The 23,652-nt window shown below is 36.3% G+C and carries 22 protein-coding genes and 2 tRNA genes; 6 read left to right on the top strand and 18 right to left on the bottom strand.

What is annotated here, in order from left to right; genetic code table 11:
• The first annotated feature begins 57 nt into the window (after nt 1-57).
• The 6 genes from B0A80_RS09725 (at nt 58) to B0A80_RS09700 (ending at nt 7,333) form a co-directional block, all read left to right on the top strand.
• Nucleotides 58-1,317: a TolC family protein gene (locus B0A80_RS09725; protein ID WP_089077161.1), complete on the top strand. Its 1,260-nt coding sequence runs from the start codon at nt 58-60 to the stop codon at nt 1,315-1,317.
• On the top strand, nt 1,314-2,321 hold the full coding sequence (locus B0A80_RS09720; RefSeq protein ID WP_089077160.1) for an efflux RND transporter periplasmic adaptor subunit: 1,008 nt from the start codon (nt 1,314-1,316) through the stop codon (nt 2,319-2,321). Before B0A80_RS09725 ends, B0A80_RS09720 begins: the two co-directional genes overlap by 4 nt.
• A 10-nt stretch (nt 2,322-2,331) precedes the next feature.
• A complete protein-coding gene (locus B0A80_RS09715; protein WP_026109881.1) occupies nt 2,332-2,631 on the top strand; it encodes a DUF190 domain-containing protein in 300 nt (99 codons plus the stop codon).
• A gap of 2 nt (nt 2,632-2,633) precedes the next feature.
• Entirely contained in the window at nt 2,634-5,747 is a 3,114-nt protein-coding gene (locus tag B0A80_RS09710) for an efflux RND transporter permease subunit (RefSeq protein ID WP_089077159.1), read from the top strand.
• A gap of 157 nt (nt 5,748-5,904) precedes the next feature.
• Nucleotides 5,905-6,414: a hypothetical protein gene (locus B0A80_RS09705; protein WP_089077158.1), complete on the top strand. Its 510-nt coding sequence runs from the start codon at nt 5,905-5,907 to the stop codon at nt 6,412-6,414.
• A 259-nt stretch (nt 6,415-6,673) separates the two neighbouring features.
• Nucleotides 6,674-7,333 (top strand): GNAT family N-acetyltransferase, encoded by a 660-nt coding sequence (locus tag B0A80_RS09700; protein ID WP_089077157.1) that lies wholly within the window; start codon nt 6,674-6,676, stop codon nt 7,331-7,333.
• 188 nt (nt 7,334-7,521) lie between these two features.
• On the opposite strand, the gene B0A80_RS09695 is transcribed toward B0A80_RS09700, so the two are convergent.
• From B0A80_RS09695 to B0A80_RS09610, 18 genes are all read right to left on the bottom strand, one after another.
• Nucleotides 7,522-7,606 (bottom strand) — tRNA-Ser (locus B0A80_RS09695).
• Between the two features lie 213 nt (nt 7,607-7,819).
• A tRNA-Ser gene (locus B0A80_RS09690) sits at nt 7,820-7,904 on the bottom strand.
• A gap of 150 nt (nt 7,905-8,054) precedes the next feature.
• Entirely contained in the window at nt 8,055-8,453 is a 399-nt protein-coding gene (locus tag B0A80_RS09685) for an acyl-CoA thioesterase (RefSeq protein WP_017495517.1), read from the bottom strand.
• A 3-nt stretch (nt 8,454-8,456) separates the two neighbouring features.
• The gene (ribB, locus tag B0A80_RS09680; protein ID WP_017495516.1) at nt 8,457-9,590 is read right to left on the bottom strand and encodes a 3,4-dihydroxy-2-butanone-4-phosphate synthase; all 1,134 of its coding nucleotides are present in this window, start codon (nt 9,588-9,590) and stop codon (nt 8,457-8,459) included.
• A gap of 2 nt (nt 9,591-9,592) precedes the next feature.
• Entirely contained in the window at nt 9,593-11,047 is a 1,455-nt protein-coding gene (locus B0A80_RS09675) for an LptF/LptG family permease (RefSeq protein ID WP_070907093.1), read from the bottom strand.
• An 8-nt stretch (nt 11,048-11,055) separates the two neighbouring features.
• Nucleotides 11,056-11,748 carry a LolA family protein gene (locus tag B0A80_RS09670; protein WP_089077189.1) on the bottom strand — a complete coding sequence of 231 codons (693 nt, stop codon included), beginning with the start codon at nt 11,746-11,748 and terminating at the stop codon, nt 11,056-11,058.
• A gap of 7 nt (nt 11,749-11,755) precedes the next feature.
• Nucleotides 11,756-14,209, bottom strand: a complete 2,454-nt coding sequence (locus tag B0A80_RS09665) for an FtsK/SpoIIIE family DNA translocase (protein ID WP_089077156.1) — start codon at nt 14,207-14,209, stop codon at nt 11,756-11,758.
• 18 nt (nt 14,210-14,227) lie between these two features.
• On the bottom strand, nt 14,228-14,602 hold the full coding sequence (locus B0A80_RS09660; RefSeq protein ID WP_017495512.1) for a diacylglycerol kinase: 375 nt from the start codon (nt 14,600-14,602) through the stop codon (nt 14,228-14,230).
• A 9-nt stretch (nt 14,603-14,611) separates the two neighbouring features.
• Complete coding sequence (gene tpx, locus B0A80_RS09655; RefSeq protein WP_017495511.1) at nt 14,612-15,109, bottom strand: thiol peroxidase; 498 nt, start codon at nt 15,107-15,109, stop codon at nt 14,612-14,614.
• Nucleotides 15,110-15,501: 392 nt separating this feature from the next.
• Nucleotides 15,502-15,759, bottom strand: coding sequence for a DUF6952 family protein (locus B0A80_RS09650; protein ID WP_017495510.1), 258 nt, complete (start codon nt 15,757-15,759; stop codon nt 15,502-15,504).
• Nucleotides 15,760-15,843: 84 nt separating this feature from the next.
• The gene (locus B0A80_RS09645) at nt 15,844-16,152 is read right to left on the bottom strand and encodes a thioredoxin family protein (protein ID WP_007805605.1); all 309 of its coding nucleotides are present in this window, start codon (nt 16,150-16,152) and stop codon (nt 15,844-15,846) included.
• A gap of 226 nt (nt 16,153-16,378) precedes the next feature.
• Nucleotides 16,379-17,017 (bottom strand): peroxiredoxin, encoded by a 639-nt coding sequence (locus tag B0A80_RS09640; protein WP_017495509.1) that lies wholly within the window; start codon nt 17,015-17,017, stop codon nt 16,379-16,381.
• Between the two features lie 137 nt (nt 17,018-17,154).
• Nucleotides 17,155-18,768, bottom strand: a complete 1,614-nt coding sequence (locus B0A80_RS09635; RefSeq protein ID WP_089077155.1) for a glycoside hydrolase family 3 protein — start codon at nt 18,766-18,768, stop codon at nt 17,155-17,157.
• Between the two features lie 2 nt (nt 18,769-18,770).
• On the bottom strand, nt 18,771-19,220 hold the full coding sequence (locus tag B0A80_RS09630) for a GNAT family N-acetyltransferase (protein WP_089077154.1): 450 nt from the start codon (nt 19,218-19,220) through the stop codon (nt 18,771-18,773).
• A gap of 26 nt (nt 19,221-19,246) precedes the next feature.
• Nucleotides 19,247-20,134, bottom strand: a complete 888-nt coding sequence (locus B0A80_RS09625) for an XAC2610-related protein (protein WP_089077153.1) — start codon at nt 20,132-20,134, stop codon at nt 19,247-19,249.
• Nucleotides 20,135-20,164: 30 nt separating this feature from the next.
• A complete protein-coding gene (locus B0A80_RS09620) occupies nt 20,165-20,506 on the bottom strand; it encodes a hypothetical protein (RefSeq protein WP_070907089.1) in 342 nt (113 codons plus the stop codon).
• 22 nt (nt 20,507-20,528) lie between these two features.
• Entirely contained in the window at nt 20,529-21,851 is a 1,323-nt protein-coding gene (locus B0A80_RS09615; RefSeq protein ID WP_089077152.1) for an MFS transporter, read from the bottom strand.
• Complete coding sequence (locus B0A80_RS09610) at nt 21,838-23,409, bottom strand: glycoside hydrolase family 10 protein (RefSeq protein WP_089077151.1); 1,572 nt, start codon at nt 23,407-23,409, stop codon at nt 21,838-21,840. The genes B0A80_RS09615 and B0A80_RS09610 overlap by 14 nt, the downstream gene beginning before the upstream one ends.
• Nucleotides 23,410-23,652 lie beyond the last annotated feature (243 nt).

Genomic DNA, 23,652 nt, shown 5'->3' with positions numbered 1-23,652 from the left:
TTTTCTAACGGCGTTTTATAAATAGTCAGACGAATTTTGCATCAAATATTTTTAGCGATGCAAATTCAAAAACAACAGTTTATTTTTTTACTCTTTTCCCTGGGGCTTTGTTTTCATACACAGGCACAGGAAAATTGTACGCTGCAAAAAGCACTTCAAACCGCGCGAAGCAATAATCCGTTTCTTAAAACAGAGCAATTAAATGTAAAGATTGCAGAATCGGATATAGTCACGGCTAAACTTCGTCCCAATCCAAGCCTGAACAATCAGACCCTGCAATTGATGCAATCCTCTGGATTTCATGAAAACACACAATGGCACGACAAGCAAAATCGTCAGGTCTGGTGGCAATTGACTAAACCCTTCCAAATAGCAGGACAGCGTAAAAATAAAATTGAGTTGGCCGGCAAAAATGTTTTGTTTGCAGAAAAAAACTATAGTGAAACAGAGCGCAATCTTTTTTTTGATGTAGCTAATAAATGGCTGGAAGTCTGGACCGCTAAAAGAAGATTAGAGATTATCAGTACCGCTAAAAGTAATATCGACAGTCTGCTTTTTACAAACCAAAACCGGTATAAAAACTTAGTAATTACCCAAACCGATTTATACCGAACCGAACTACTGTCAAAACAATACGACATTCAGCTTAAAACGGCATTTCAGGAGGTAAATAACCATCAAAGCGAATTGAAATTATTGCTTGGTACGCAGGAGAATGTTAGTGCCGACATGTCAGATGATTTTTTATTTGCAATGCCCAATACTATTGATGATCTGCTTGCTAAGGCATTTCAAAACAGAAGCGATTTACAGTCCGTAAAATCATTAATAGACGTTTCAGACAGTAATATTAAACTGCAGAAATCGCTTTCTTTTCCACAGCCCGAATTAGGAGTTATCTGGAACCCACAAAATACCGTTCAGTACTTTGGGGTTTATGCCAATATTGATTTGCCCATTTTTAATCGAAATCAGGGAGAAATTAAAAAATCGGTTTTGGTAAAAAATCAGGTTGAAAATCAATTGTCCGCTCTCGAAGTAAAAGTCAGAACCGAAATTAAAATCGCTTATGAAAACTATGAGAGGCAGAAACAAAATATTGCAAATTTTGAGTCACTATTGAAACAGTCGAAAACCATTTTAGATAATGTCAAGTATTCTTATCTAAAAGGAGGAACCACGATTGTTGACTTTTTAGAAGCACAGCGCAGTTGGTTAGAAACACAGCAGCAATATTACGATACGATGCAGTCTTACAAGCAAAGCTACATTCAATTACTTTATACAACAGGTTTAATCAATCAATTAGCATTATGATACAAAAAATAGTTTGCGCATTTTCAGTAGTAATCTTATTTACTTCCTGCGGAAAAAAAGAGAATAAACGAACCGAGAAAGAAACAGCACCAATTATAAAAGATAAGGGAGTGTCTATTCTTTTTCCCGATAAAAAAGGGATTGATTTTTTTAAAACAGAAACCATCAGTACCAACACTATAACAGCTCAATTTTCGGCACCGGCAAAAATTGCGGCGACCGTGTTACCATCCGGTGAAGGAGCTTTGCAGCCTGTTGTACTGTTTGACAATTCTGAGCTGGCAGCCAGTTACACGCAGCTTATGCAGAGTCGGATTAGTATCAGTCAAATTCAAAACATTAATATTAAACAAAAACGATCAGAATTAGAGCGTACTAAAGATTTAAATCGGCACGGAGCAGCCACAGGTCAGGATTTACTGAATGCACAGACCGCTTTATCCATAGAGCAAACCAGTTTGGCCAATGAAAAAGCAGCCCTGATAGAACATGAATCGAGATTAATTTCGGGAGGTTTCACTCCGGATATGCTGAGAAAAGCAAAAGTTGGAACAGCCTATCTGATTTGCGATATTCCTGAGAATCAAATAAGCAAAGTAAAATCTGGCAGTACAGCTGACATTTCTTTTAATTCATTTCCTAACGAAACATTCAAAGGCAGAATAGATGCGGTTGTAGATAGGGTTGATCTTGAAACACGAATGGTAAAAATTAGAATTTCAGTGCATAATCCATCAAACAAATTGAAATCCGGAATGTTTGCCAGTGTATCTTTTGGTTTGAAGGAAGGGAATTTCATTAGCATAAGTAAAACATCATTAATTACAGTCAATGGAAAAAATTATGTATTCGTAAAAGAATCTGAAAATAACTTTAAGAGAAGAGAAATTCAGACCGGTCAGCAAGTAGGAGACAGAATAATTGTTTTTAAAGGATTGAACAACAGTGAATTAGTTGTCGTTAAAGGCGCAATGCAGCTAAAAGGATTATCGTTTGGCTATTAAAAAAGTAAAAATGACACAAGCACAAATCTATATCGACAAAGATGAATTGAAAGGAGGAAAACCTCTACATCAATTCATAATGCATTTACTGTTGGAAAATGGTATTGTGGGAGCAACTTCTTTCACAGGTCATTCCGGTTTTGGAAGACACAACAGATTGAAGCAGCCGGGACAACAATTCTCATTTGATGAAACACCAATGCTCCTCACATTTATCGACGAGGACAAAAAGATAAAAGAAGTATTAACTGAATTAAGAAAGCAATACCGAGGCGGGTTTATTATAACCCACTCTGTTGAACTCTGGTAATCATGATTAAAAATTTACTCATATTCTCTCTGAAAAATCGCTGGCTGGTCGTAGGTATCAGCATCGCGTTAATGGCTGTTGGTTACATCTGTTTTACCCAGTTAAAAATTGAAGCATACCCGGATATAGCAGATACAAATGTTATAGTAGTGGCGCAGTATCAGGGGCGCGCTGCCGAAGAAGTAGAACAACAGGTTACAGTTCCTATTGAAAGAGCGTTGCAGAACACCCCAAATGTCTTAGACAGAAGAAGCAGGACTATTTTTGGTTTGTCAGTGGTACAGCTTACATTTAAAGACGGTACCGATGATTATTTTGCAAGACAACAGGTAATGGAACGCCTGGCAACAGCCGAACTTCCTGAAGGAGTTTCTTCTGAATTGGCTCCTCTTTCGACGGCTGTAGGTGAAATTTTCCGATATGTTGTAGAAGCCCCGCCAACACTCTCACCAATGCAGGTAAGAGATTTGCAGGACTGGGTTATAAAACCTTATCTGTTGCAGACCGCTGGTGTAGCTGATATTGTAACTTTTGGCGGACCTCTAAAACAATTTCATATTCTGGCATATCCGGATAAATTGCAAAAGTATAAACTAACGATTGCAGACGTTGAAAATGCCATCAGAGCCAACAATCAGAATACGGGAGGAAATGTCATTGAACGAGGCGGGCAAGGATTTGCCGTGCGCGGTTTAGGAGCAATCAAAAACGAGAAAGACATTGAAAATATTGTATTGAAGTCAGTCAATGGTGTACCGGTATTTGTTCGTGATGTCGTAAGTGTCGAAATAGCCCCTCCTCCGCCAAGCGGGGTTTTGGGATACACAATTGCCGATGAGAAAGTGAATGTAAATAGCGGGGTTGAAGGAATTGTTTTGCTGCGCAGATACGAAAATCCGAGTGAAGTACTCAAAGAACTTAAACAGAAGATCGAAGACTTACAAGGACAAGAACTGCCGGAAGGAGTAAAAATCAGAACGCTTTATGATCGCAGTTTTTTAATTGACCATTCCCTTCATACCGTTGGTAAAACGCTTTTTGAAGGTGTAAGTATTGTCATCATTATTTTGATTTTCTTTTTGGGCAGTATGAGAAGTGCCTTAGTGGTAGCTTTGACCATCCCGTTTTCATTGCTTTTTGCATTTATCATCATGAGGTTTACAGGCATTCCGGCGAATTTATTATCGTTGGGAGCAATCGATTTTGGAATCATTGTGGACGGTGCCGTGGTCATGGCAGAACATCTAATCCGGAAATACCGGACAGCAACACCGGAAGAAAAAGAAAATGGCATTGTACACATCACTTTACTGTCAGCTCAGGAAGTAGGACGCGAGATTTTCTTTTCCGTTACCATCATTATATTGGCCTACATGCCAATTTTGCTAATGACAAGAGTTGAAGGTAAATTGTTCTCTCCAATGGCATTAACCTTAGCTTTCGCTGTGGTTGGTTCGATGTTGGCAGCACTGACTTTTATTCCGGTCCTGATTTCTTTCGTTTACAATAAAGCAGTTTCAGCTAAAGATGAATCTTTCAAGGAACATAATAATAAGGTGCTTGAGTTTGTTGAACGGCTGTATGCTAAATTCCTCCATAAAATTTTGACGAACTATAAAAAGTCTGTTGTAATCGGATTTGGATTGGTATTGCTTTTAATTGGATTTGGTTTAAAATTAGGAACAGAGTTTTTACCGGAATTAGACGAAGGTTCTATTTTTCTTAGAGGAAATTTTCCGGCGGGAATCACCATACAGGAAAATGCTAAAAATGCGCCTAAAATAAGAAGTATCATTTCAAAATATCCGCAAATCGATTTTGTGATTACACAAACAGGCCGAAATGATGACGGAACTGATCCTTTCCCGGCTAATAGAAATGAGATTTTGATTGGACTAAAAGAGTATCATTTATGGAGTGATACCATTTCAAAAAAAGAACTTGTCAAAGATATCCGCTTAGAGCTCGAAAGAGAGCTCCCTAGTGTGAAATTTACGTCAGGACAGCCTATTATTGATCAGGTAATGGAAATTGTTACCGGAAGTGCAGCAGATTTAGCCGTTTCTATTGTAGGAGAAGATTTGGGAATGATGAGGAAAAAAGCAGATAGTATTGTTGCGATTATGAAATCGATGCCGGGAAGCGAAGGAGTAAATATAGAGCAGGAGGGAACACAGGAACAGCTGGCGATAAAGATAAACCGGGAATATGCTGCCCGATATGGTATTAATGTTTCCGAAATTCAAAATATGATTGAGGCTGCAATTGGGGGTAAAAATATTTCTACAGTGTATGACGGTACCAAACGTTATGATATTGTTATCCGTTACCTGCCACAATTCAGAGACAATATTGATGAGATTAAGAAGCTGCTCGTTCCGTCAGCAAACGGAGCCCTTATTCCTATGGAACAATTGGCAGAGATCAATTTTACTGAAGGACAGACCAATATTTACCGTTACAATAATAAACGAATGGTGACCGTAAGAACCAATATTAGAGGCAGAGACCAGGGCGGTTTTGTAAAAGAATTGCAAAAGAGAATAAAAACCGATGTGAATATTCCAAAAGGGTATGAACTAGTTTATGGAGGTCAGTATGAAAATCTGGAAAGAGCCGGAAAACAATTGGCTCTGACAATTCCACTTACACTAATTATGGTTTTTGTGTTTCTTTTTATGCTCTATAAAAATTTCAAGCATACGATAATAACAACGAGCTGTGTTTTATTTGCTTTGAGCGGAGGTATCATGGCCTTGTTAGTCAGAGGATATTATTTCAATGTTTCTGCCGGAGTTGGTTTTGTTTCCATTTTTGGAATTTCGGTAATGGCCGGTGTGTTATTGGTTTCAGCACTTCACAGAGCAACATTTAAGAGTCCAATTTCACAATCGCTCATTCAGCAGACAGCGAAGGAGCAACTACGGGCGATTCTCAGTATTCTTGTTTTAGCCATTCTTGGACTCATTCCAGCGGCTATTTCCAGCGGTATAGGTTCAGATGTACAAAGACCGTTAGCAACAGTTATTATTGGCGGATTAACCAGTACATTAATTTTTGCACCAATATTAATACCTCCCTTGTATATGTGGATGAACAAGAGCAGTATAAAGTAAACGCAGGCATGGAGATGTTCTGAATTATTCTGGTGAGAAGGTCTGAGGTTTTTTATTAGGATTTGAAAATGAAAATTTGTAAATTGTAAATATTTGATATTTAGTTTTTTATGATTTAGTAAGCGAAGTTTCTTGTGTAACCTAAATAATCTTAAAAATGAAAATACTTTTAAATCTCAGAGCAGCTCTGCTTTTAGTAATGATCGTTATTCTTTCATTGGTTAGTGCCTATTATAATTTTTCTATTGAAAACGATACTAAGGATATTCTGAAGGCGAATTACAACACGCTTGATTATTCCGGAAATATGCTTCTTTCATTGGATAAAATGAATTCTGATAAAGAAAATGCAATACTTGTATTTCAGAATAATCTGACCAGACAGATGGAAAATATTACTGAAGAGGGTGAGCAAAAAGTGACATATGATCTTCAGGTTAATTTTGATGCTCTAAAAAGTAATTGGAAAGATGAAAATTTAAAAAGTAAAATTCGTCAGGATATTTTTCACATTATAAAATTGAATATGGCTGCGATCAAGAAGAAAAGTGACATCGTTACACATACTACCGGGAAGGCAAATTTTTGGATCGCTATTTTAGGAGCACTTTGTTTTCTGATAGCATTCAATCTTATATTGAAGCTATTTAGTAATAAGCAAAAGTGATCTTTGTAGAGAATGAAAAAATACCTAAAAAATAAGTTCCTTTTAAAGCGGTCTCAAAATGATAAAAACATATCATTTTGAGACGTTTTTTTGTGCTCAAAAAATACCGTTTAGGATCTAATGTCTAAGATTTACAAGGTTTTAATGGCAATTGAAAAATTATAAAGAATTATTGGTATACAAGTTGGATGTAGTGTTTTGTATTTCTATTCTTTTTAGGAATAAAAACAGTAACAAATAAGATCTACACTCAACGACTATGAGAACCTTGACCTATAAAATAGAACCTATTGAAAGACATTTTACGTTTTCAACCCTGTTAAAAAAACAACAAGCTTCTTTACCACTTAAGGAAGCTGTAGAAATTCCGGATTTTAGTATTGAAAAAGCCAGACCTGTCCATGCCTTTTGGATAAAAGAAATTTGTGAAGTAACATTTGCATCTGCCATAGCCCGCGGAACCGGAATTTCCGGTCGTTCTCCCGAGTTTCTTGAAACCAAAATGAAAAAAGGAGAGGCAGTCATAGCCTTCACCTCAGACGGAAGGTGGGCAGGGTTTTCATTTATCTCCTCTTGGGAAAATGGAAAGTATGTTTCTAATTCCGGATTAATTGTCGCTCCTGAGTTCAGGCATACTGGACTTGCTAAAAGAATTAAAACAAAAATTTTCGAACTCAGCCGCGAGAAATACCCCAATGCCTGTATATTCAGTCTGAGCACAGGCCTTGCTGTCATGAAAATGAACCATGAACTCGGTTTTGAACCGGTCACTTACTCAGAACTGACTACAGACGAAATGTTTTGGGAAAATTGTAAATCCTGTGTAAACTGCCCAATACTGATAAACAAGGACAAGAAAAATTGTTTATGTACGGCGATGCTTTACGATCCAAAGCAAAATGAAATGACGACAGATTAAATACAAAATTTAGAAGTCACGTAATATCAATAATCAATAAATGCGATACACGTAGTACAGATATTGCCTGCAGTTTTAACCGCGGGAGCACAGAGAATTTTCAAGATGCCTATTTTTAAAAAGTTTCGAGAAACTATTCCGGTATAAAATAACAAAACCCTCAACAATGTTGAGGGTTTTGTCTTCAGCGGAGAAAGAGGGATTCGAACCCCCGGACCTGTTACAGTCAACAGTTTTCAAGACTGCCGCATTCGACCGCTCTGCCATTTCTCCAGTATGTTGCGACCATTTGCTGATTGCGAGTGCAAATATAAGATGCTTTTTTGATTATTAAAAATAAATGATAACCTTTTATTTAATTTATTTTAATGTTTAGGCAAACATAAACACATTCAGGGGATTAGGTGCTTTTTTAAAAGTATAGAAGAAATACTATAGTTGTAAAACAACAAAAACCCTCAACAATGTTGAGGGTTTCGTCTTCAGCGGAGAAAGAGGGATTCGAACCCCCGGACCTGTTACAGTCAACAGTTTTCAAGACTGCCGCATTCGACCGCTCTGCCATTTCTCCAGTATGTTGCGATCATTTGCTGATTGCGAGTGCAAATATAAGATGCTTTTTCGGTTCTCAAAACTTTTTCAGGCCTTTTTTTTAAGCTTTTTTGAAATAATTTTCAAGTATCTAGTTATCAGTATTTACGAAAAATGGATTTTTGAAAAATTAGTTCAGGTCGTCCAAAATTGGCACCGGTTTTTTGTTTTCATCCACCGCAACAAACGAAAAAGTTCCTGAAACTACGGTTTCGCGAAGCTCGGAATACATTTGCTCCATAAAAATATCGACGTGAATTTTACAACTCGTTCTTCCAACACTGATCACTTTGGCTACTAATTCGATTAAAGTTCCCGCCGGAATGGCTTTTTTAAAATCGATTTGACCGGTTGAAATCGTTACTACTTTTTTTCTGCTGAATCGTGTAGCACAAATAAAAGCAACTTCGTCCATAACATGAAGCGCTGTTCCTCCAAATAAAGTGTCGTAATGGTTTGTTGTACTCGGGAAAACCGCTTTAAATATTCGTGTTTCCGATTTTATAATTCTTTCTTCTACTGTTCCCATATATTAATAACTTACGTATTCGGTAATTTCAAGTCCGTATCCAATCATTCCCACACGTTTGGTTTGTTCCGTGTTAGAAACCAATCTGATTTTTGAAATGTCGATATCGTGTAAAATTTGCGCACCAATTCCATAATCTTTACTGTCAATGATTACTTTCGGAGCTTTCATTGTTCCTCCTGCCTGTAAAGTTTTAAGTTCGGAAATTCTGTTCAACAGATTTACTGCCGTCATATCCTGATTAATGAATAACACGGCTCCTTTACCATTTTCATTAATCACTTTAAACATATCGTCTAATTGCTGTTCTGCATTATTAGTTAAGGTACCTAGTAAATCGTTGTTTACCTGCGACGAATTGATTCTTGTTAAAATTGCTTCTCCCAGATTCCAGGTTCCTTTTGTTAAGGCAATATGAATTTGTTTGTTGGTGGTTTGCTCGTATGCTCTTAATCTGAAAGTTCCAAAACGAGTTTCAATATCAAAATCCTCTTTTTTTACAATCAGACTGTCGTGTTGCATTCTGTAAGCTACCAAATCTTCAATCGAAACTAATTTTAAATTGAATTTTTTAGCCACTTTTGCCAATTCAGGCAAACGAGACATGGTACCGTCTTCATTCAAAATTTCGCAAATAACACCAGCTGGTTTAAATCCTGCTAATCGGGCAAAATCTATAGCGGCTTCTGTGTGTCCGGTTCTTCTTAAAACACCTCCTTGTTTGGCTACTAAAGGGAAAATATGTCCGGGACGTGCCAATTCATGTGGTTTAACATTTGAGTCTGTCAATGCTATAACCGTTTTAGAGCGGTCAGCTGCCGAAATTCCTGTCGTTACTCCATGTCCTTTTAAATCTACAGAAACCGTAAAAGCCGTTTCCATATGATCGGTATTGTTGGTTACCATTGGTCTTAAGTCTAATTCTTTACAACGGCTTTCAGTCAATGGAGCACAAATTAATCCACGTCCGTGAGTAGCCATGAAATTGATCATTTCCGGAGTCACTTTTTCGGCTGCAGCCAGAAAATCACCTTCATTTTCACGATCTTCATCATCCACTACAATGATTACTTTACCCTGACGAATGTCTTCAATAGCTTCCTCAATGGTGTTTAGTTGTATTTTTGTTGTTGACATAGTTATTTTTGATTTTGAGCCGGAAAAAACCGCTCGGAAATTTTTTGAAATAGTTGTGAGATTGGAGTAGTAATTGCATCAAAGTTGATTAATCCGTTGTCGTTAGTAGCACGATACGTTAATAATACAGCTAAAGGCAATAGTATAAAAGAGGACATCCATGCTCCTAAAAACGGATTCATTGCGCCTTCCTGTGAAAGTCTTTTTCCAAAAGTATTGATGAAATGGAAGGTGATAAAAATTAAAACGGCAAATACAATAGGTAAACCAAGTCCACCTTTACGGATGATAGCTCCTAATGGTGCGCCAATAAAAAACATTAAAAAACAGGCAAAAGCGATTACAAACTTTTCGTATAAGGCCGTTAAATGTTGATTGATATCTCTTTGTTTTTCTTTTAAATCGTTTTGTGTTGATTCAATAGAATAGATATTGCTCGTCACATTGCTGCTAGCCATTCTTATCACATCAGCCTTTTCTTTATTGGTGTAGCGTGATAAAAGATCATTGGGCAGATTTTTTTTCTTGATGGTTGTTTTTACAGGAACGACTGATTTGGTAATACCCACACGTTGATTGATATTTTCTGAAAAAGAGATGATTTCATTATCCAGATTTTTGTTCAGGGAATCCAGTGTGTAACGAAGTTCGTTAATGTTCAGCATTCCGTTTGTGTTGCTTATATTTTCTTTATCGTCATCGGTTTTGTTTAATTCAGATAAATCAATATTAATGATCTGTTTTTTGAAAGCACTTTTTATGAAAGGCAGTTTTGCGCGATCTTCGTATTTTTTCGGAGTAACATCCTGGTAGTAATATCCGTCATTTAAAACTAATTTTAAAATACTGGATTTTTCGTTACTCATCAATTCACCATCTCTGGCTTTGATAACGGTTTTGTTTTCGCCGGTATTGGTTGGTTTTTCGTGAATCGTAACACCGGTTAAAATGTTTCCATTTTCGCCAGATTTTTTGTTGACTTTAATGTTGTAAAAACCAACATCATTAAACTGCCCTTCGGCAATTGCCATGGCAGGCTTAGCTTGTGCAATGTTTTTTCGGAAATTAATAAATTTATATTCCGCATACGGAATCACATTATTAGCGAACCAGAAAGCGACAATACTTAAAACAAAGATAAACACGATCAAACCTCGCATCGCTCTCTGAAGTGATATTCCTGATGATTTCATCGCTGCAAATTCATAATTCTCAGCCAGATTTCCGAAAGTCATAATAGAGGCCAGTAAAACCGATAGAGGTAAAACCAGCGGGATGATTCGCGGCATGGAGAATAAAAGGAATTTCACAACCAAAATCAAATCGAGATCTTTACCCGCAAGTTCAGAGATAAAGAGCCATACGGTTTGAAGTATGAAGATAAAAAAAAGGATTACAAATACCGTAGTAAATGTAATCAGGAATGTTTTTAGTAAGTATTTGTCTAAAATTTTCAACCTTGTAATTAATCTAATTTATTGATGTAGTATTTTGGATATTTGCTCGCTACAAATGTAAATTGATTTTTTGATAAAGGCTGATTGGTTTTAAAAGAATTAACGGTTAAAGTGGTTTTTGTTCCATTTTTTCCAGTTTCGATCAAGTTATAAATGTGTTTGGTCTGAATATCAATGCCTAATAGGATCTCTTTTCTTTGGTCTTTAGAGTTTGTAGGAGCTAATTTGATATATTGTATTTTTCTTCCTTTCACATTTTGCACAATATCCATGTTGTATTTGTAGCCGGAATTGAAGAAAGTCAGCATTTTTGAAGGTGTAATAGCAGTATCGTCCTTCTCGTTTACTTTTGAAATTGTAACTTCTTCGTCTTCCGGAACGATGGTGTAGGTTTTTTGACCGTCAAATATTTTTGTTACTCCCATAAAGTTCAATACATATTGATTGCCTTTCATGGTTACATTTCCTTTACTGTCCTGGTTGATGTTCTCTTTAGCGTTATTCAGGGTGTATTTAAAGTCAATAACAATATTGTTGTAGCTTTTTATTTTTGAAGTTACTTCATTCAATAAATCTTTGGCTTTTTTATCCTGAGCCTGAATAGAAGTGAAGCTCAAAAGCAATAAAACCGCCATTTGAATGCACTTTTTAGTCATCTTAGTAATAGAATTGTTTTGGATTTCCTGAATTTTTGTTTTCATGATGGGATTAATTTTGTTCATTATTAAAAAATTGGTCAAGAGCACTTAAGTCAGTGATGTTTACGGTTCTTGCTTTACTGCCTTCAAACGGACCAACAATACCCGCTGCTTCCAGCTGATCGATCAAACGACCGGCTCTGTTGTACCCTAATTTTAATTTTCTTTGCAGTAATGAAGCCGAACCTTGTTGTGCATTGACAATAATCTCTGCAGCTTCTCTGAATAAAGTGTCTCTTTCGGAAATATCCACATCAAGATTGATGCCATTTTCTTCTCCAACAAACTCCGGAAGCAAATAAGCTGTGGCATAAGCTTTTTGCGAACCGATAAAATCCGTAATTTTTTCCACCTCCGGAGTGTCTATGAAGGCGCATTGTACACGTATCACATCATTTCCGTTTGTGTATAATAAATCTCCTCGTCCAATCAACTGATCAGCTCCCTGTGTGTCCAGAATGGTTCGGGAATCAATTTTAGAAGTTACTCTGAAAGCAATTCTCGCGGGGAAATTGGCTTTAATTAAACCTGTAATAACATTCACCGATGGTCTTTGTGTTGCAATAATCAGGTGAATACCAATAGCACGGGCCAATTGGGCCAAACGGGCAATAGGAACTTCAACTTCTTTACCTGCAGTCATAATTAAATCAGCAAACTCGTCGACTACCAGAACAATGTAAGGTAAAAATCGGTGGCCTGCTTCAGGATTTAGTTTTCGTGCTCTGAATTTTTCGTTGTATTCCTTGATGTTACGTACCATCGCGTCTTTTAGTAAAGAGTAGCGATTGTCCATTTCAACACAAAGTGAGTTCAGCGTATTCACTACTTTTGCGTTGTCAGTGATGATAGCGTCTTCTGTGTCTGGAAGTTTGGCTAAGTAATGTCTTTCAATTTTATTAAAAAGCGTAAGCTCTACTTTTTTCGGATCTACCAGTACAAATTTAACTTCGGCCGGATGTTTCTTGTATAAAAGAGAGGTCAAAACAGCATTCAAACCTACCGATTTTCCTTGCCCGGTTGCCCCGGCCATCAGTAAGTGAGGCATTTTGGCCAGATCGACCACGAAAGTTTCGTTTGAGATTGTTTTTCCTAAAGCAATTGGCAGTTCCATTTCAGCTTCCTGAAATTTAGCAGACCCAATAACGCTTTTCATAGAAACCATTGTAGGGTTTTTGTTCGGAACCTCGATACCAATAGTTCCTTTCCCTGGAATAGGAGCTATAATACGGATTCCTAACGCCGAAAGTGATAATGCGATATCATCCTCTAAACTTTTAATTTTAGAAATTCTGATCCCGGCTTCCGGTACAATTTCGTATAAGGTTACCGATGGACCAACGGTTGCTTTGATCTGCGCAATTTCAATTTTATAATTGCGAAGTGTATCAACGATTTTATTTTTATTTTCTTCTAATTCTTCCTGATTGATTGTAATTCCTCCAGTTGAGTATTCTTTCAATATATCAAGCGTAGGGAATTTGTAATTGGATAGGTCTAAAGTAGGGTCGAATAAACCAAAATCGGCTACCAGACGGGAAGCCAGATTCTCTTCGATAATATCTTCTTCTTCCGCTTTTTCGATTACAAATTCTTCCGTATGAACAGGTGTTTTTACAGTTACCGGATTGATATCCATTTGAACTGGTTTTAAAATCGGATTCAAATCAATTTCTGAGGCGTTTGAAATAGTTGGTTTTAAAGCTTCTTTGTTGATTTCGAATTGGCTGATATTAGATTTTAGATGAATGTTGTCCAATTCCGGATCTTCTTCCTCGATAGCAAATTCTTCTAAGTTATAAGCACTTTCGGCTTCCTGAGGTTTTTTTATAGAAGCCAATTCAGAATTGAATTCTTTTTTAGTAGAATCAAAATAAGACTGAATTTTTTCAGGAGATAGTTTGATTTTAAAAATAAGGTATACGATTAATCCGAAAAGTAGTGTAAGTAAAGTTCCAGTTTTTCCGATGTAATCTTGTAAAAACAGATTAAGTTCATATCCAATCGTTCCGCCCAATTCAGGTGCTGAAGTGGCGAAAAATCCAAATAGTACAGAGACAATAATAAGGGCAAAAAGATCCCAAAACCAAGTGTTTTTTAATTTTTTGGTAGAAAGTTCCAAAGCGAGAAACATTCCGGTAAGGAAAAATAAACGGACGAATATAAAAGAGGCAATACCAAAACCTCTGTATACAATTAGATCGGCGAGGAATGCCCCAAATTTTCCGAGCCAGTTTTCTACAATTTCGGTACGATCGCCAAGCTGGCCTACCGCACTTTGGTCAGATTGCCATTGTCCGTTGGCATAAAAAGAAATAAAGGCAACTAATAGTGCCACAGAAAAGAGTATCAGAAGACATCCCAGAACAAATTTTTGTTGTTTGGATAGGTTTCCGTACTTTATCTTTTCAGTCTTTGATTCGTTTTTTTTGTCTAAAGTTTCCTTTTTGGTTGTTTTTGCCATTCTTGCGTTTCCTGTTGCCTATATAAATTTTGGGATGTAAATGATTAAGCCTATTGCTATCGCTGTCATCGCGGCAAAAAATACCGCTCCGGCTGCAATATCTTTGATAAAACCGATTCGTTTGCTGTAATCAGGGTGAATAAAATCGGCAATTTTTTCTACTGCCGTATTCAAACCTTCAACACTTAAAACGAGGCCTATGGCTAATGTTTGACACAGCCATTCGGTTTGTGAAATATGAAAATAAAACCCGGCAATAGTCATGATAATTCCCAGAGAGAATTGAACCATAATGCTGTGTTCTGTTTTGATTAATTTTACCGCTCCGTTAAAAGCATAGGTCATACTTTTTAGTCGGCCGGTAACAAAGGTATTGTCTTTTTGAAATTCCATTTAAAGATCTTATAGTGCTGCTAAAGCTGCTTCGTAATTTGGTTCGTTTGCAATTTCAGCTACTTGTTCAGTGTGAGTTACTTTTCCATTAGCATCAACTACAATGATTACTCTTGAATGTAAACCAGCCAAAGGTCCGTCAACAATTTCTAAACCGTTTGTTTTTCCAAAATCTCCAGCCTGGAAATCGGATAAGTTAACTACATTTTCTAATCCTTCAGCACCACAAAAACGTTTTTGCGCAAATGGTAAATCTCTTGAAATACACAATACAGTTGTGTTTTCTAAGTTGCTGGCACTTTCGTTGAATTTTCTAACAGATGTAGCACAAGTTCCGGTATCGATACTTGGAAAAATGTTTAAAACCAGTTTTTTCCCGGCAAAATTGCTTAAAGAAACAACTGATAAATCGTTTTGTACTAATTTGAAATCAGCTAGTTGTGATCCAACTGTTGGTAATTCGCCTGAAGTATGAATAGGATTTCCTCCCAATGTTATTGAAGCCATGATTTTTATTTAAATTAATGAGGTTCAAAAGTAAGGATTAATATTCGAATCTAAAAGTATTTGTTGATGGGTTTAAGGAGAGATTAAGGTGGGGTTAATAGCCACGAATTCACGAATTATTTTGGATTTATCACAAAGTAGGTCATTTCGACGAAGGAGAAATCGCACTAGTGAATCGATAAAGAGTGGTAATTTTGATTTTAGAGTTTCTTGTGTGATCTGCTTCGCCTATTCGCTATCGCTTGGGTCTCCTTCGACTTCGCTCAGGAGGACACTCGTGGATTAAATTGAGAGTGTGACTGTAAACTGAGACAGAAAACTGAAAACTAAAAAAAAGCGCCTCAAAATTGAAACGCTTTCTCTTGTCATGTTTTTTTTATTTGTATGCTCGATTATTTATCGATGGAACCTAAAACACGTTTCATAAACGCATTTAGAGCTTCTTTTTTATCAGTGCCCTGAACTACCATTTTGTGTACTTCAAGCGCACCATACATATTCGAAATTAATTCGCCAATTACATCTAATTCTTCATCTTTTAAAGACGGAATTTCAGTCATTGCTTCTAAAACTTCGATAGTTTCAATGATATAATCCTGATCGTTTTCTTCGATAAATTGGGTTAACTGCTTTATTACGGGTAATTTCATTTTTCTAGATTTTTAGATTACTCGATTATTGGATTTTTAGATAAGGTTCAAAAAATCTAACCGTCTAAAAATCTAACAATCTATTTACGCGATCGCGTTTACCAAGTCGATTAAAACTTCTTGTTTGTTGGTTTGAGTTTCTCCAACCAATTGTCCGTTTACAAAGGTTGCGAACGTAGGCAGGTTGCTTACATTGGCTAATTTTCTTGATTCCGGTGAATTTTCAGCATCAACCAAAACAAAAGTGATAGCTTCGTTTTCTGTGGCTAATTTTTTGAATTTTGGTTTCATAATACGGCAATTTCCACACCATGAAGCTGAATATTGCACTACTACTTTTTCGTTTTTAGCAACTAAATCTGCTAATGTATCTTCGTTTAAGTCGATTAACATAGTTTTTATTTTTAAGACACTAAGTTGCTAAGGTTCTGAGATGCTAAGTTTTTGCTCTCGAACCGAATAACTTTGTGTGGATTTATTTGATAGTTTTTTAAGTCGTTGAGATTCTAAGATCTAAGTTTAATCTTAGAATCTCTTGACTTTTATTGTAGAACTATATGTAAGATTCAAAAGTTAAGTTAAAAAACTTAGCATCTCAGAACCTTAGTATCTTAGCAGCTTAATTAGCGCTCAAATACTCAGCAGTACTGATTCTGTCAGCAGACATTGCTTCTTTTCCGGCTTCCCAGTTTGCAGGACAAACTTCACCTTTAGTTTGAATGTGAGTGTAAGCATCAACCATTCTTAAATATTCGTTTACGTTACGTCCTAATGGCATATCGTTAACACTTTCGTGGAAGATTTTTCCAGTTTCGTCAATTAAGTAAGTAGCTCTGTATGGTACATTTGAACCTTCGATGATAACTGAATCAGTTTCTTCGCTGTAGCTTGTAGCTTCGATGTCAAGAATACCTAAAATGTTAGCTAAGTTACGGTTTGTATCTGCTAAGATTGGGTAAGTAACACCTTCGATTCCACCGTTGTTTTTTGGTGTGTTTAACCATGCAAAGTGTACTTCGTTTGTATCACATGAAGCTCCGATTACGATAGTATTTCTTTTTTCAAATTCTGGTAAAGCAGCTTGGAAGGCGTGTAATTCAGTTGGGCAAACAAAAGTGAAATCTTTTGGGTACCAAAACAATAATACTTTTTTGTTGTTGTTTACTGCTTCTTCAAAAATGTTGATTTTTAAATTATCACCCATTTCAGAGATAGCATCAACTGCAATACTTGGGAATTTTTTTCCTACTAAAGACATATTTTTCGTTTTAAAGTTAAAAATTTATTTCTGGTGCAAAAGTAGGGCATAAGTGCGTATTCTTACAATAAGAAGTAATTATTAATATTTATTAGGTGATAGTTTTTGGTTATATATAGCTATTTAATCTTTGTAAGTTATTGGATTTCAATATTTACGGGTAGGTTTCCTCTGTAGATATTATTTTCAAGAAATTGAATTCCTGCATTTTTTTGAAATTCTTCGAAATCCTGATACACCTGAATAATTCGGGAAGCTTTAGAAAGATTCGGAATTATTGGCAAAACATAAGGATTTCCGAAAACGTAAAGCAGGCACTTTTTGGTTTGAAGAAGGTCGGAAAGTAATTCTAAAACTTCATCATCGATTTCGAAATTATTCATTGGTTTTGCTTTAGGAACAAACAAAGAAATAATAACGGTTTCGAATGGCTCGAGACCTTTTTTGATTTCTGAAATGGATGAATCTTCGGCATTCTCAAAAGCAAATTCTGCTGAATTTAGTACGGTACTTAAAGTCTGAAAAAACGGATTTTTCGTGTTTTTGTATAAACTCAGCTTCGCTAACTGGTTGTTTTTTTGCGCTTCAAAAATCTGTTCGATGGTGAAATCATCAATGATTTTTGTGATGGAATTTTGAGCAATTTCAAGGTTTAAAGCTGATGCTCTTTCGAAATTTAGTTCACCTGAAGTAAAGTGATTTTCAGCCAGAATTCCAACTTTTTGTTTGGCTTTGATGATTCGGTTGAAACTTTCTTCAATACGTTCCGGAGAAGCATTTTGTAGAATGGCTTCGATTCCTTCGGGTACATTTTCGGCGAAACATAAAATATCATTACCTGCATTAAAGGCTTCCCATTCTAATTCCCCTTTGGTTTCGTATAATTTAGAAACACTATGCATGTTCAGCGCGTCAGAAATGACCAGACCATCGTAACCCAGTTTTTCTCGTAAAAGTGTTTCAATAATAGGTTTTGATAAAGTTGCCGAAGTATTTTTTCCTTCATTCAAACTTGGAACTGCTAAATGCCCAATCATAATCGAATCGACATTGTGTTCAATTCCTTTAATAAAAGGGTATAGCTCGTTTTCAAGTAATTCTTCTAAAGTCTCGCTTAAAACCGGTAACCCCAGATGCGAATCGACATTAGTATTACCATGTCCGGGAAAGTGTTTCAGACAGCCTAAAATTCCCACTTCGGACATGCCTTTAAGATATTCCACAGCAAAATGAGCTACTTTTTCTTTGTTTTCACCAAAAGAACGATAGCCAATTACGGGGTTGTTCGGGTTGTTGTTAATGTCGGCTAAAGGAGAAAGATTGTAGTGAATCCCGGCAGCTTTTAAATCTAAACCAATTTGTTTCCCCACTTCATAAACCAGATTCGATTTATCTTCCGGTAAGGCGCCTAACGTAATGGCGTAGGGGTACTGCGGTGTTTTTTCAATACGCATGGCCAAGCCCCATTCGGCATCAATGCTGATTAGGAGAGGGGTAGTGGCAGCGTTTTGATAACGGACAATCAGGGCTTTTATTTTTTGATAGCTGTCGTCATTGAATTCAACTTTTTTCTTGCTTTCGTAGTTTGTTGCAGCACTGGCACGACTGTGGAAAAAGGTAAGTCCGCCAATGTTGTGTTCTTTTATTAAACGTTCAGTTTCCTGAATGTTTTCTTCGGTATCGTTTATAAAAACTGCAGGAAAAAAGAATTGTCCCACTTTTTGTCTTAATGCTTGTGCTGTCATTTTCATTGTTATAAAGTCATTTTCATACAAACACTATTTTCCATTTTCTCGTAAGGCGGATAGTTTGGAATGATAGTGTAGCCTAATTTTTGGTATAAGCTGATGGCTTCCGGTTGATTTTTACCGGTTTCTAAAATCGTATAACGGTATTCAATTTCCTTAGCCCATTGTTCCAGTTCTGCCAGCACCTGAGAAGCAATTCCTCTTTTGCGGAAATCCGGATGTACAAACATGCGTTTGATTTCGACCGTATCTTTTTCTTTTTCCCTGAAAGCACCACAACCAACTGCTATATCATTTTCATAAAAAACGACAACATGTTTGATGAGATCGGTTTTGTTGAATTGATTGTAAAAGGCATGGTCGTCTCCATCTCTGATCTTTAAATCCTGATCTAATAAAACTACTAAATTTTTAAAATCAGTATCGTCTGAGTTTGTTCGCTTTAGATTATTCATGATGTTAAATAGGTTAGTTTTGAAGATTAATTATTATCAAGATTTCCAGTAAACCAGTCATAACCTTCAATTTTTTGATATTCGTTTGGTACAGAATTGAGTCGTTCTATTATTTTTTTATTATTGTAAGAGCGGTTTTTCGAAATGATTATTTTTCCGGTTTTTTGATCTTTGATATTTTTTTCATAGCTCACAAATTCAATGGTATCAACAGCTTCTCCATTCCATTTGTATTTATACATTTCAGTTTCTGCCGGATGTCCGTAACAAATACCTCTGATTATTTTTTCCTTAGGGGAGAAGGTTGGATTGATAAATTCAAAATCAGTGGAAAATGATTTATGGTCTTTCCTAAGCAAATAAACGTTACTAAATGCTTTTAGACAACACCCCACAGAACCGTACCAATTTACAACGAAATCCTTTAATCCATCGCCATTAATGTCTCTAATAGTATCGTTTCTATAAGTCATCGACCATTCATCGTGCGATAGTACTTTTTTTAATTTTTTACCATTTTTAGAATATATATCAATACATAATTTATCTGCTCCATATCTCCAAATAATTAAGTGTGGAGCGTTTTTGGTGAAATGATTATCCATATTCATTTCAACCTTAATGTTGTAATCCTGGTCAGTTTTGACCGTATATTTTTTTTGAAATTTATCTTTGCCAATATTTTGAATAGCAATTTTCAAAGCTTCAGATAAAACTTTATCTAATTTTAAATTATCAATTCTGTCCTGTTTTTCGATTTCGGCCCTTTTCTCTAAACGTTTCTTTTCTTTTTGCTCAAATGTTTTGGCAGCAGACTTTTTTTGGTCTGACAGTTTGTTTTTATTTTCATCATTTTGTCTGCATGATAATATTGATAGGATAATCAATGTAATAATACAGATCTTTGTTTTCATGCTTTTTCTGTAGTTTTAGAGATTGATGTTTTATTTCAACTTTGCCTTCTTTTGTTTTGCCAATTGCTTCTTAGTTTCAATTGCTTTCTCGAGTCGGTTTTTGAAACGGAAGAGTTTCGGCAAACCTTCGAGTCGGTCTTCGAGCGTAATTTTTTCAAAAACAACAATGGCTTTTTCTAAAACCCGAATCTCATTATCGAGATCAATCTGATTTTTGTAGAAGGTTGCCAATCGGTCGTAAGGATGATTTCCTTTAAAACCTTCGTTGATATTTTGTTCGTATAACGCAATTGCTTTCTCCGTTTCTCCTGCTTTTTCCAATTCAATTGCTTTCAGGTTTCGTTCGGCCTGTAAATTTTCATTGATCTCCATAGGTAAGATGTTCGATTTGGGGTTAAACTTCTTCAGACTTTTTTCCAAAATCTTTTGGGAATATTAAAAAACGAGATAAAATAAGACCCGGAATTGTGGCGATTACGACCCAAATAAAGAAGTTTTCATAACCTAAATATTTTTGTATAAAGCCACTAAGCATTCCCGGAAGCATCATTCCTAATGCCATAAAACCAGTTGCAAGCGCATAATGTGCCGTTTTTGATTCTCCTTCTGCAACATGAATTAAATACATCATAAAACCTGTGAAACCAAAACCGTATCCAAATTGTTCCAGAATAACAGTAATACAGGTATAGAGGTTTAAAGGAGAGTTAATTTCGAAAAAATATAAATTGATATGAAGATGGAAAATATCCTGTGGTTGAAAATGAGCCAGTCCGATAAAACCAAGAATAGGGAGGTGCATGGTCAAAAACATAGGAAACATCCATTTGGTAAGACCATGTTTAGAAAGTGCGATTCCGCCTAAAATTCCTCCAACAGTCAAAGCAAAAATCCCCAGAGTTCCATAGATTATTCCAACAGCTTCGGTATCTAATCCCATTCCGCCTACTTCCTTTCCGTCCAATAAAAAAGGACTTAACATTTTAAGTAATTGAGATTCGCCAAGTCTGAAAACAAGAATAAAAGCGAGAATTATTCCAATTTGTTTTTTTTGAAAGAAACTTATAAATATAGTTGCAAAGTTTTGATGATGTGTTTTATCTGTACTTTCTAAGGCGTTTATTTCTTCTTTCGGCGTAAAAATGAAATTGTAAAGGGTAATAAATGTCATTAATAAACCAACAATAATCATGGTATAGGACCAGGCTTTGGTGTTGTCGCCATATTTATGTTCTAAATAACCGGCAAGCAAAACAATTAATCCATTTCCGGCAAGCATCGAAAGTCTGTAAAAGGTACTTCTGATTCCTAAGAAAAAAGATTGCTGCTCTTTGGGTAAAACCAATAAATAAAAACCATCACTGGCAATATCGTTGGAGGCTGATGCAAAAGCGGCAACCCAGAATATGGCTAAAGTCATCATGAAAAATCCACTCGTCGGAATCGTAAATCCAACGATCAAAAAAGCAATGGAGATGAGCAATTGCATCGATAAAAACCATTTTCTCTTAGTTCCTGTCAACTCAATAAAAGGGCTCCAAAGTGGTTTTATCACCCAAGGCAGGTATAATAAACTGGTGTAGACGCCAATATCTTCGTTTGATATTCCCAGATTTTTGTACATAATTACCGAAACAGAGATAATTATGGCATAAGGCAATCCAGATGCGAAATTTAGAAACGGAATCCAGAACCATGGTTTATTATCTGTTTTCATTTGGTTGGGCAGGGGTATAAGGTTTAAATGGTTTTTTTAGGTCGATAGCTGCGGGCGTACTTTCATTGGCATAATAATCAATAAAGGTTACGGCACAGGCTTTGTACTGATTTATTTTTTCGGCAGGAATGCTGAATGAAATTACTCCGTTCGTTTCGTAAACGGTAATTTTATCGATAATTTTTGTAGCGTCATTAATGTCCACTTTCGAAACATGATCTCCGCCATAAATTACGATGTAGCGCACTTTTGTATTCAACGGACTTTTGATCGTGAATGTGTATTTACTGCTGTCTTTTGAATACTCACTGAAAACCGGTGTATCGATTATAATGTGCTTTAAATTGGGTACTGCAGCCGGAAGCGCCGGATATTTATATTGATTTTCTTCTAAAAGACGAACGATATCAAAGTTTTTGTTCATGAACCATTTAGAGCTGAAATACGCGCTTCCGCTTACTTTTTTGAAGCTTCTCGCATAATCAATCTGATTTGGAATCTCGCTGGCAAAATTCCAGCTTTTGTCATTGTCTCCTCTGATTTTATAAGAGGCATGTCCGATATAAAGCGCAGTATTATTAGAGTTCTCTGACCACCATTTGACTAATTTTGAATAAGAAGCTCTTGGGTTGTTCATACTCCAGTACAATTGAGGAAGGATGTAATCGATCCATTTTTGGTCCATCCATAAAACAGGATCGGCATACAAATCGTCGTAATTGGAAGTCGATTGGGTTTCGGAACCCTTCGGATCCTGAGATTTATTGCGCCACACCCCAAACGGACTGATTCCGAATTGTACCCATGGTTTGCTGGTTTTGATCATGGTCGAAATGGTGTGTACAAAGTTGCTCACATTTGCACGACGCCAATCACCAATGCTTAGTCCGGCTCCATATTTTTTATAAGAGGCAGTATCGTTAAAGGTTTTTCCCGGAACAGTATACGGATAAAAATAGTCGTCAAAATGAATGGCATCGATATCGTATTTGTCAACTACTTCTTTTACCACCTTAGTTAAATGTTCCTGAACTTCAGGTAATGCAGGATCGTAATATATTTTTCCGGCGTATTCAATCATCCATTCCGGATGTTTAAAAATGTCGTGATCGGGACTTAACTGCTGTTTGTTCAGGTCGAAAGTAGCGCGATAAGGATTCAGCCAGGCGTGAAATTCAAAACCTCTTTTATGGGCTTCTTCGATCATCCAGGCCAAGGTATCGTAATATGGATTGGGAGCCTGTCCTTCTTTCCCTGTCAGGAAACGGGACCATGGTGCGAGTTCTGTTGGATATAAAGCATCTCCAACGCTTCGAATCTGAACTATTACGGCGTTGTAGTTTAATTTTTTATAAGCTTCTAAAATCTCAAGATAGTCCGCTTTTTCTTTTTCTACGCTGTCTTTAGCCGTTTTAGGCCAGTCGATGTTGACCACAGTTGCAATCCAGACCCCTCTAAATTCGTTTTTAGGGTAAAGTGTTTTTTCCTGTGCATCGGATTTCCATCCGAAGAAAAATAAAAATAGAATAGAGAATAATAGTTGCTGATTTTTATGCATTTCAATCTTTTTTAACAGAAACCAAAAATAGTTTTTTTAGATGAGTATAAGAAATTATAATTTTAGAATAGTAATTTAAGGGGAGTGTTTAATTGTTTCATCGTTTATTCGTTTAATTGTAGGTTGATAAACGGAGTAAAATTGTTTGTTGTTTATGGTTTATAGTTTGTTGTTTGTAAATTAAAGTTGTCTGTTTGAGCAGAGTCAAGGTTGTCTGTCTGAACGAAGTATTGTCGGGCTGAG

The sequence above is a fragment of the Flavobacterium tructae genome (assembly GCF_002217475.1).
GTDB classification, from domain to species: Bacteria; Bacteroidota; Bacteroidia; order Flavobacteriales; family Flavobacteriaceae; genus Flavobacterium; species Flavobacterium tructae.
The sequence above is the reverse complement of the archived record's forward strand: the minus strand, read 5'-3'. Positions and strand labels throughout refer to the sequence as shown.

Bases quoted from the DNA above. Each gene is read 5' to 3' on its own strand.
- B0A80_RS09725 (WP_089077161.1), top strand. From the start codon at position 58: ATGCAAATTCAAAAACAACAGTTTATTTTTTTACTCTTTTCCCTGGGG.
- B0A80_RS09720 (WP_089077160.1), top strand. From the start codon at position 1,314: ATGATACAAAAAATAGTTTGCGCATTTTCAGTAGTAATCTTATTTACT.
- B0A80_RS09715 (WP_026109881.1), top strand. From the start codon at position 2,332: ATGACACAAGCACAAATCTATATCGACAAAGATGAATTGAAAGGAGGA.
- B0A80_RS09710 (WP_089077159.1), top strand. From the start codon at position 2,634: ATGATTAAAAATTTACTCATATTCTCTCTGAAAAATCGCTGGCTGGTC.
- B0A80_RS09705 (WP_089077158.1), top strand. From the start codon at position 5,905: ATGAAAATACTTTTAAATCTCAGAGCAGCTCTGCTTTTAGTAATGATC.
- B0A80_RS09700 (WP_089077157.1), top strand. From the start codon at position 6,674: ATGAGAACCTTGACCTATAAAATAGAACCTATTGAAAGACATTTTACG.
- B0A80_RS09685 (WP_017495517.1), bottom strand. From the start codon at position 8,453: ATGGGAACAGTAGAAGAAAGAATTATAAAATCGGAAACACGAATATTT.
- ribB (WP_017495516.1), bottom strand. From the start codon at position 9,590: ATGTCAACAACAAAAATACAACTAAACACCATTGAGGAAGCTATTGAA.
- B0A80_RS09670 (WP_089077189.1), bottom strand. From the start codon at position 11,748: ATGAAAACAAAAATTCAGGAAATCCAAAACAATTCTATTACTAAGATG.
- B0A80_RS09665 (WP_089077156.1), bottom strand. From the start codon at position 14,209: ATGGCAAAAACAACCAAAAAGGAAACTTTAGACAAAAAAAACGAATCA.
- B0A80_RS09660 (WP_017495512.1), bottom strand. From the start codon at position 14,602: ATGGAATTTCAAAAAGACAATACCTTTGTTACCGGCCGACTAAAAAGT.
- tpx (WP_017495511.1), bottom strand. From the start codon at position 15,109: ATGGCTTCAATAACATTGGGAGGAAATCCTATTCATACTTCAGGCGAA.
- B0A80_RS09650 (WP_017495510.1), bottom strand. From the start codon at position 15,759: ATGAAATTACCCGTAATAAAGCAGTTAACCCAATTTATCGAAGAAAAC.
- B0A80_RS09645 (WP_007805605.1), bottom strand. From the start codon at position 16,152: ATGTTAATCGACTTAAACGAAGATACATTAGCAGATTTAGTTGCTAAA.
- B0A80_RS09640 (WP_017495509.1), bottom strand. From the start codon at position 17,017: ATGTCTTTAGTAGGAAAAAAATTCCCAAGTATTGCAGTTGATGCTATC.
- B0A80_RS09635 (WP_089077155.1), bottom strand. From the start codon at position 18,768: ATGAAAATGACAGCACAAGCATTAAGACAAAAAGTGGGACAATTCTTT.
- B0A80_RS09630 (WP_089077154.1), bottom strand. From the start codon at position 19,220: ATGAATAATCTAAAGCGAACAAACTCAGACGATACTGATTTTAAAAAT.
- B0A80_RS09625 (WP_089077153.1), bottom strand. From the start codon at position 20,134: ATGAAAACAAAGATCTGTATTATTACATTGATTATCCTATCAATATTA.
- B0A80_RS09620 (WP_070907089.1), bottom strand. From the start codon at position 20,506: ATGGAGATCAATGAAAATTTACAGGCCGAACGAAACCTGAAAGCAATT.
- B0A80_RS09615 (WP_089077152.1), bottom strand. From the start codon at position 21,851: ATGAAAACAGATAATAAACCATGGTTCTGGATTCCGTTTCTAAATTTC.
- B0A80_RS09610 (WP_089077151.1), bottom strand. From the start codon at position 23,409: ATGCATAAAAATCAGCAACTATTATTCTCTATTCTATTTTTATTTTTC.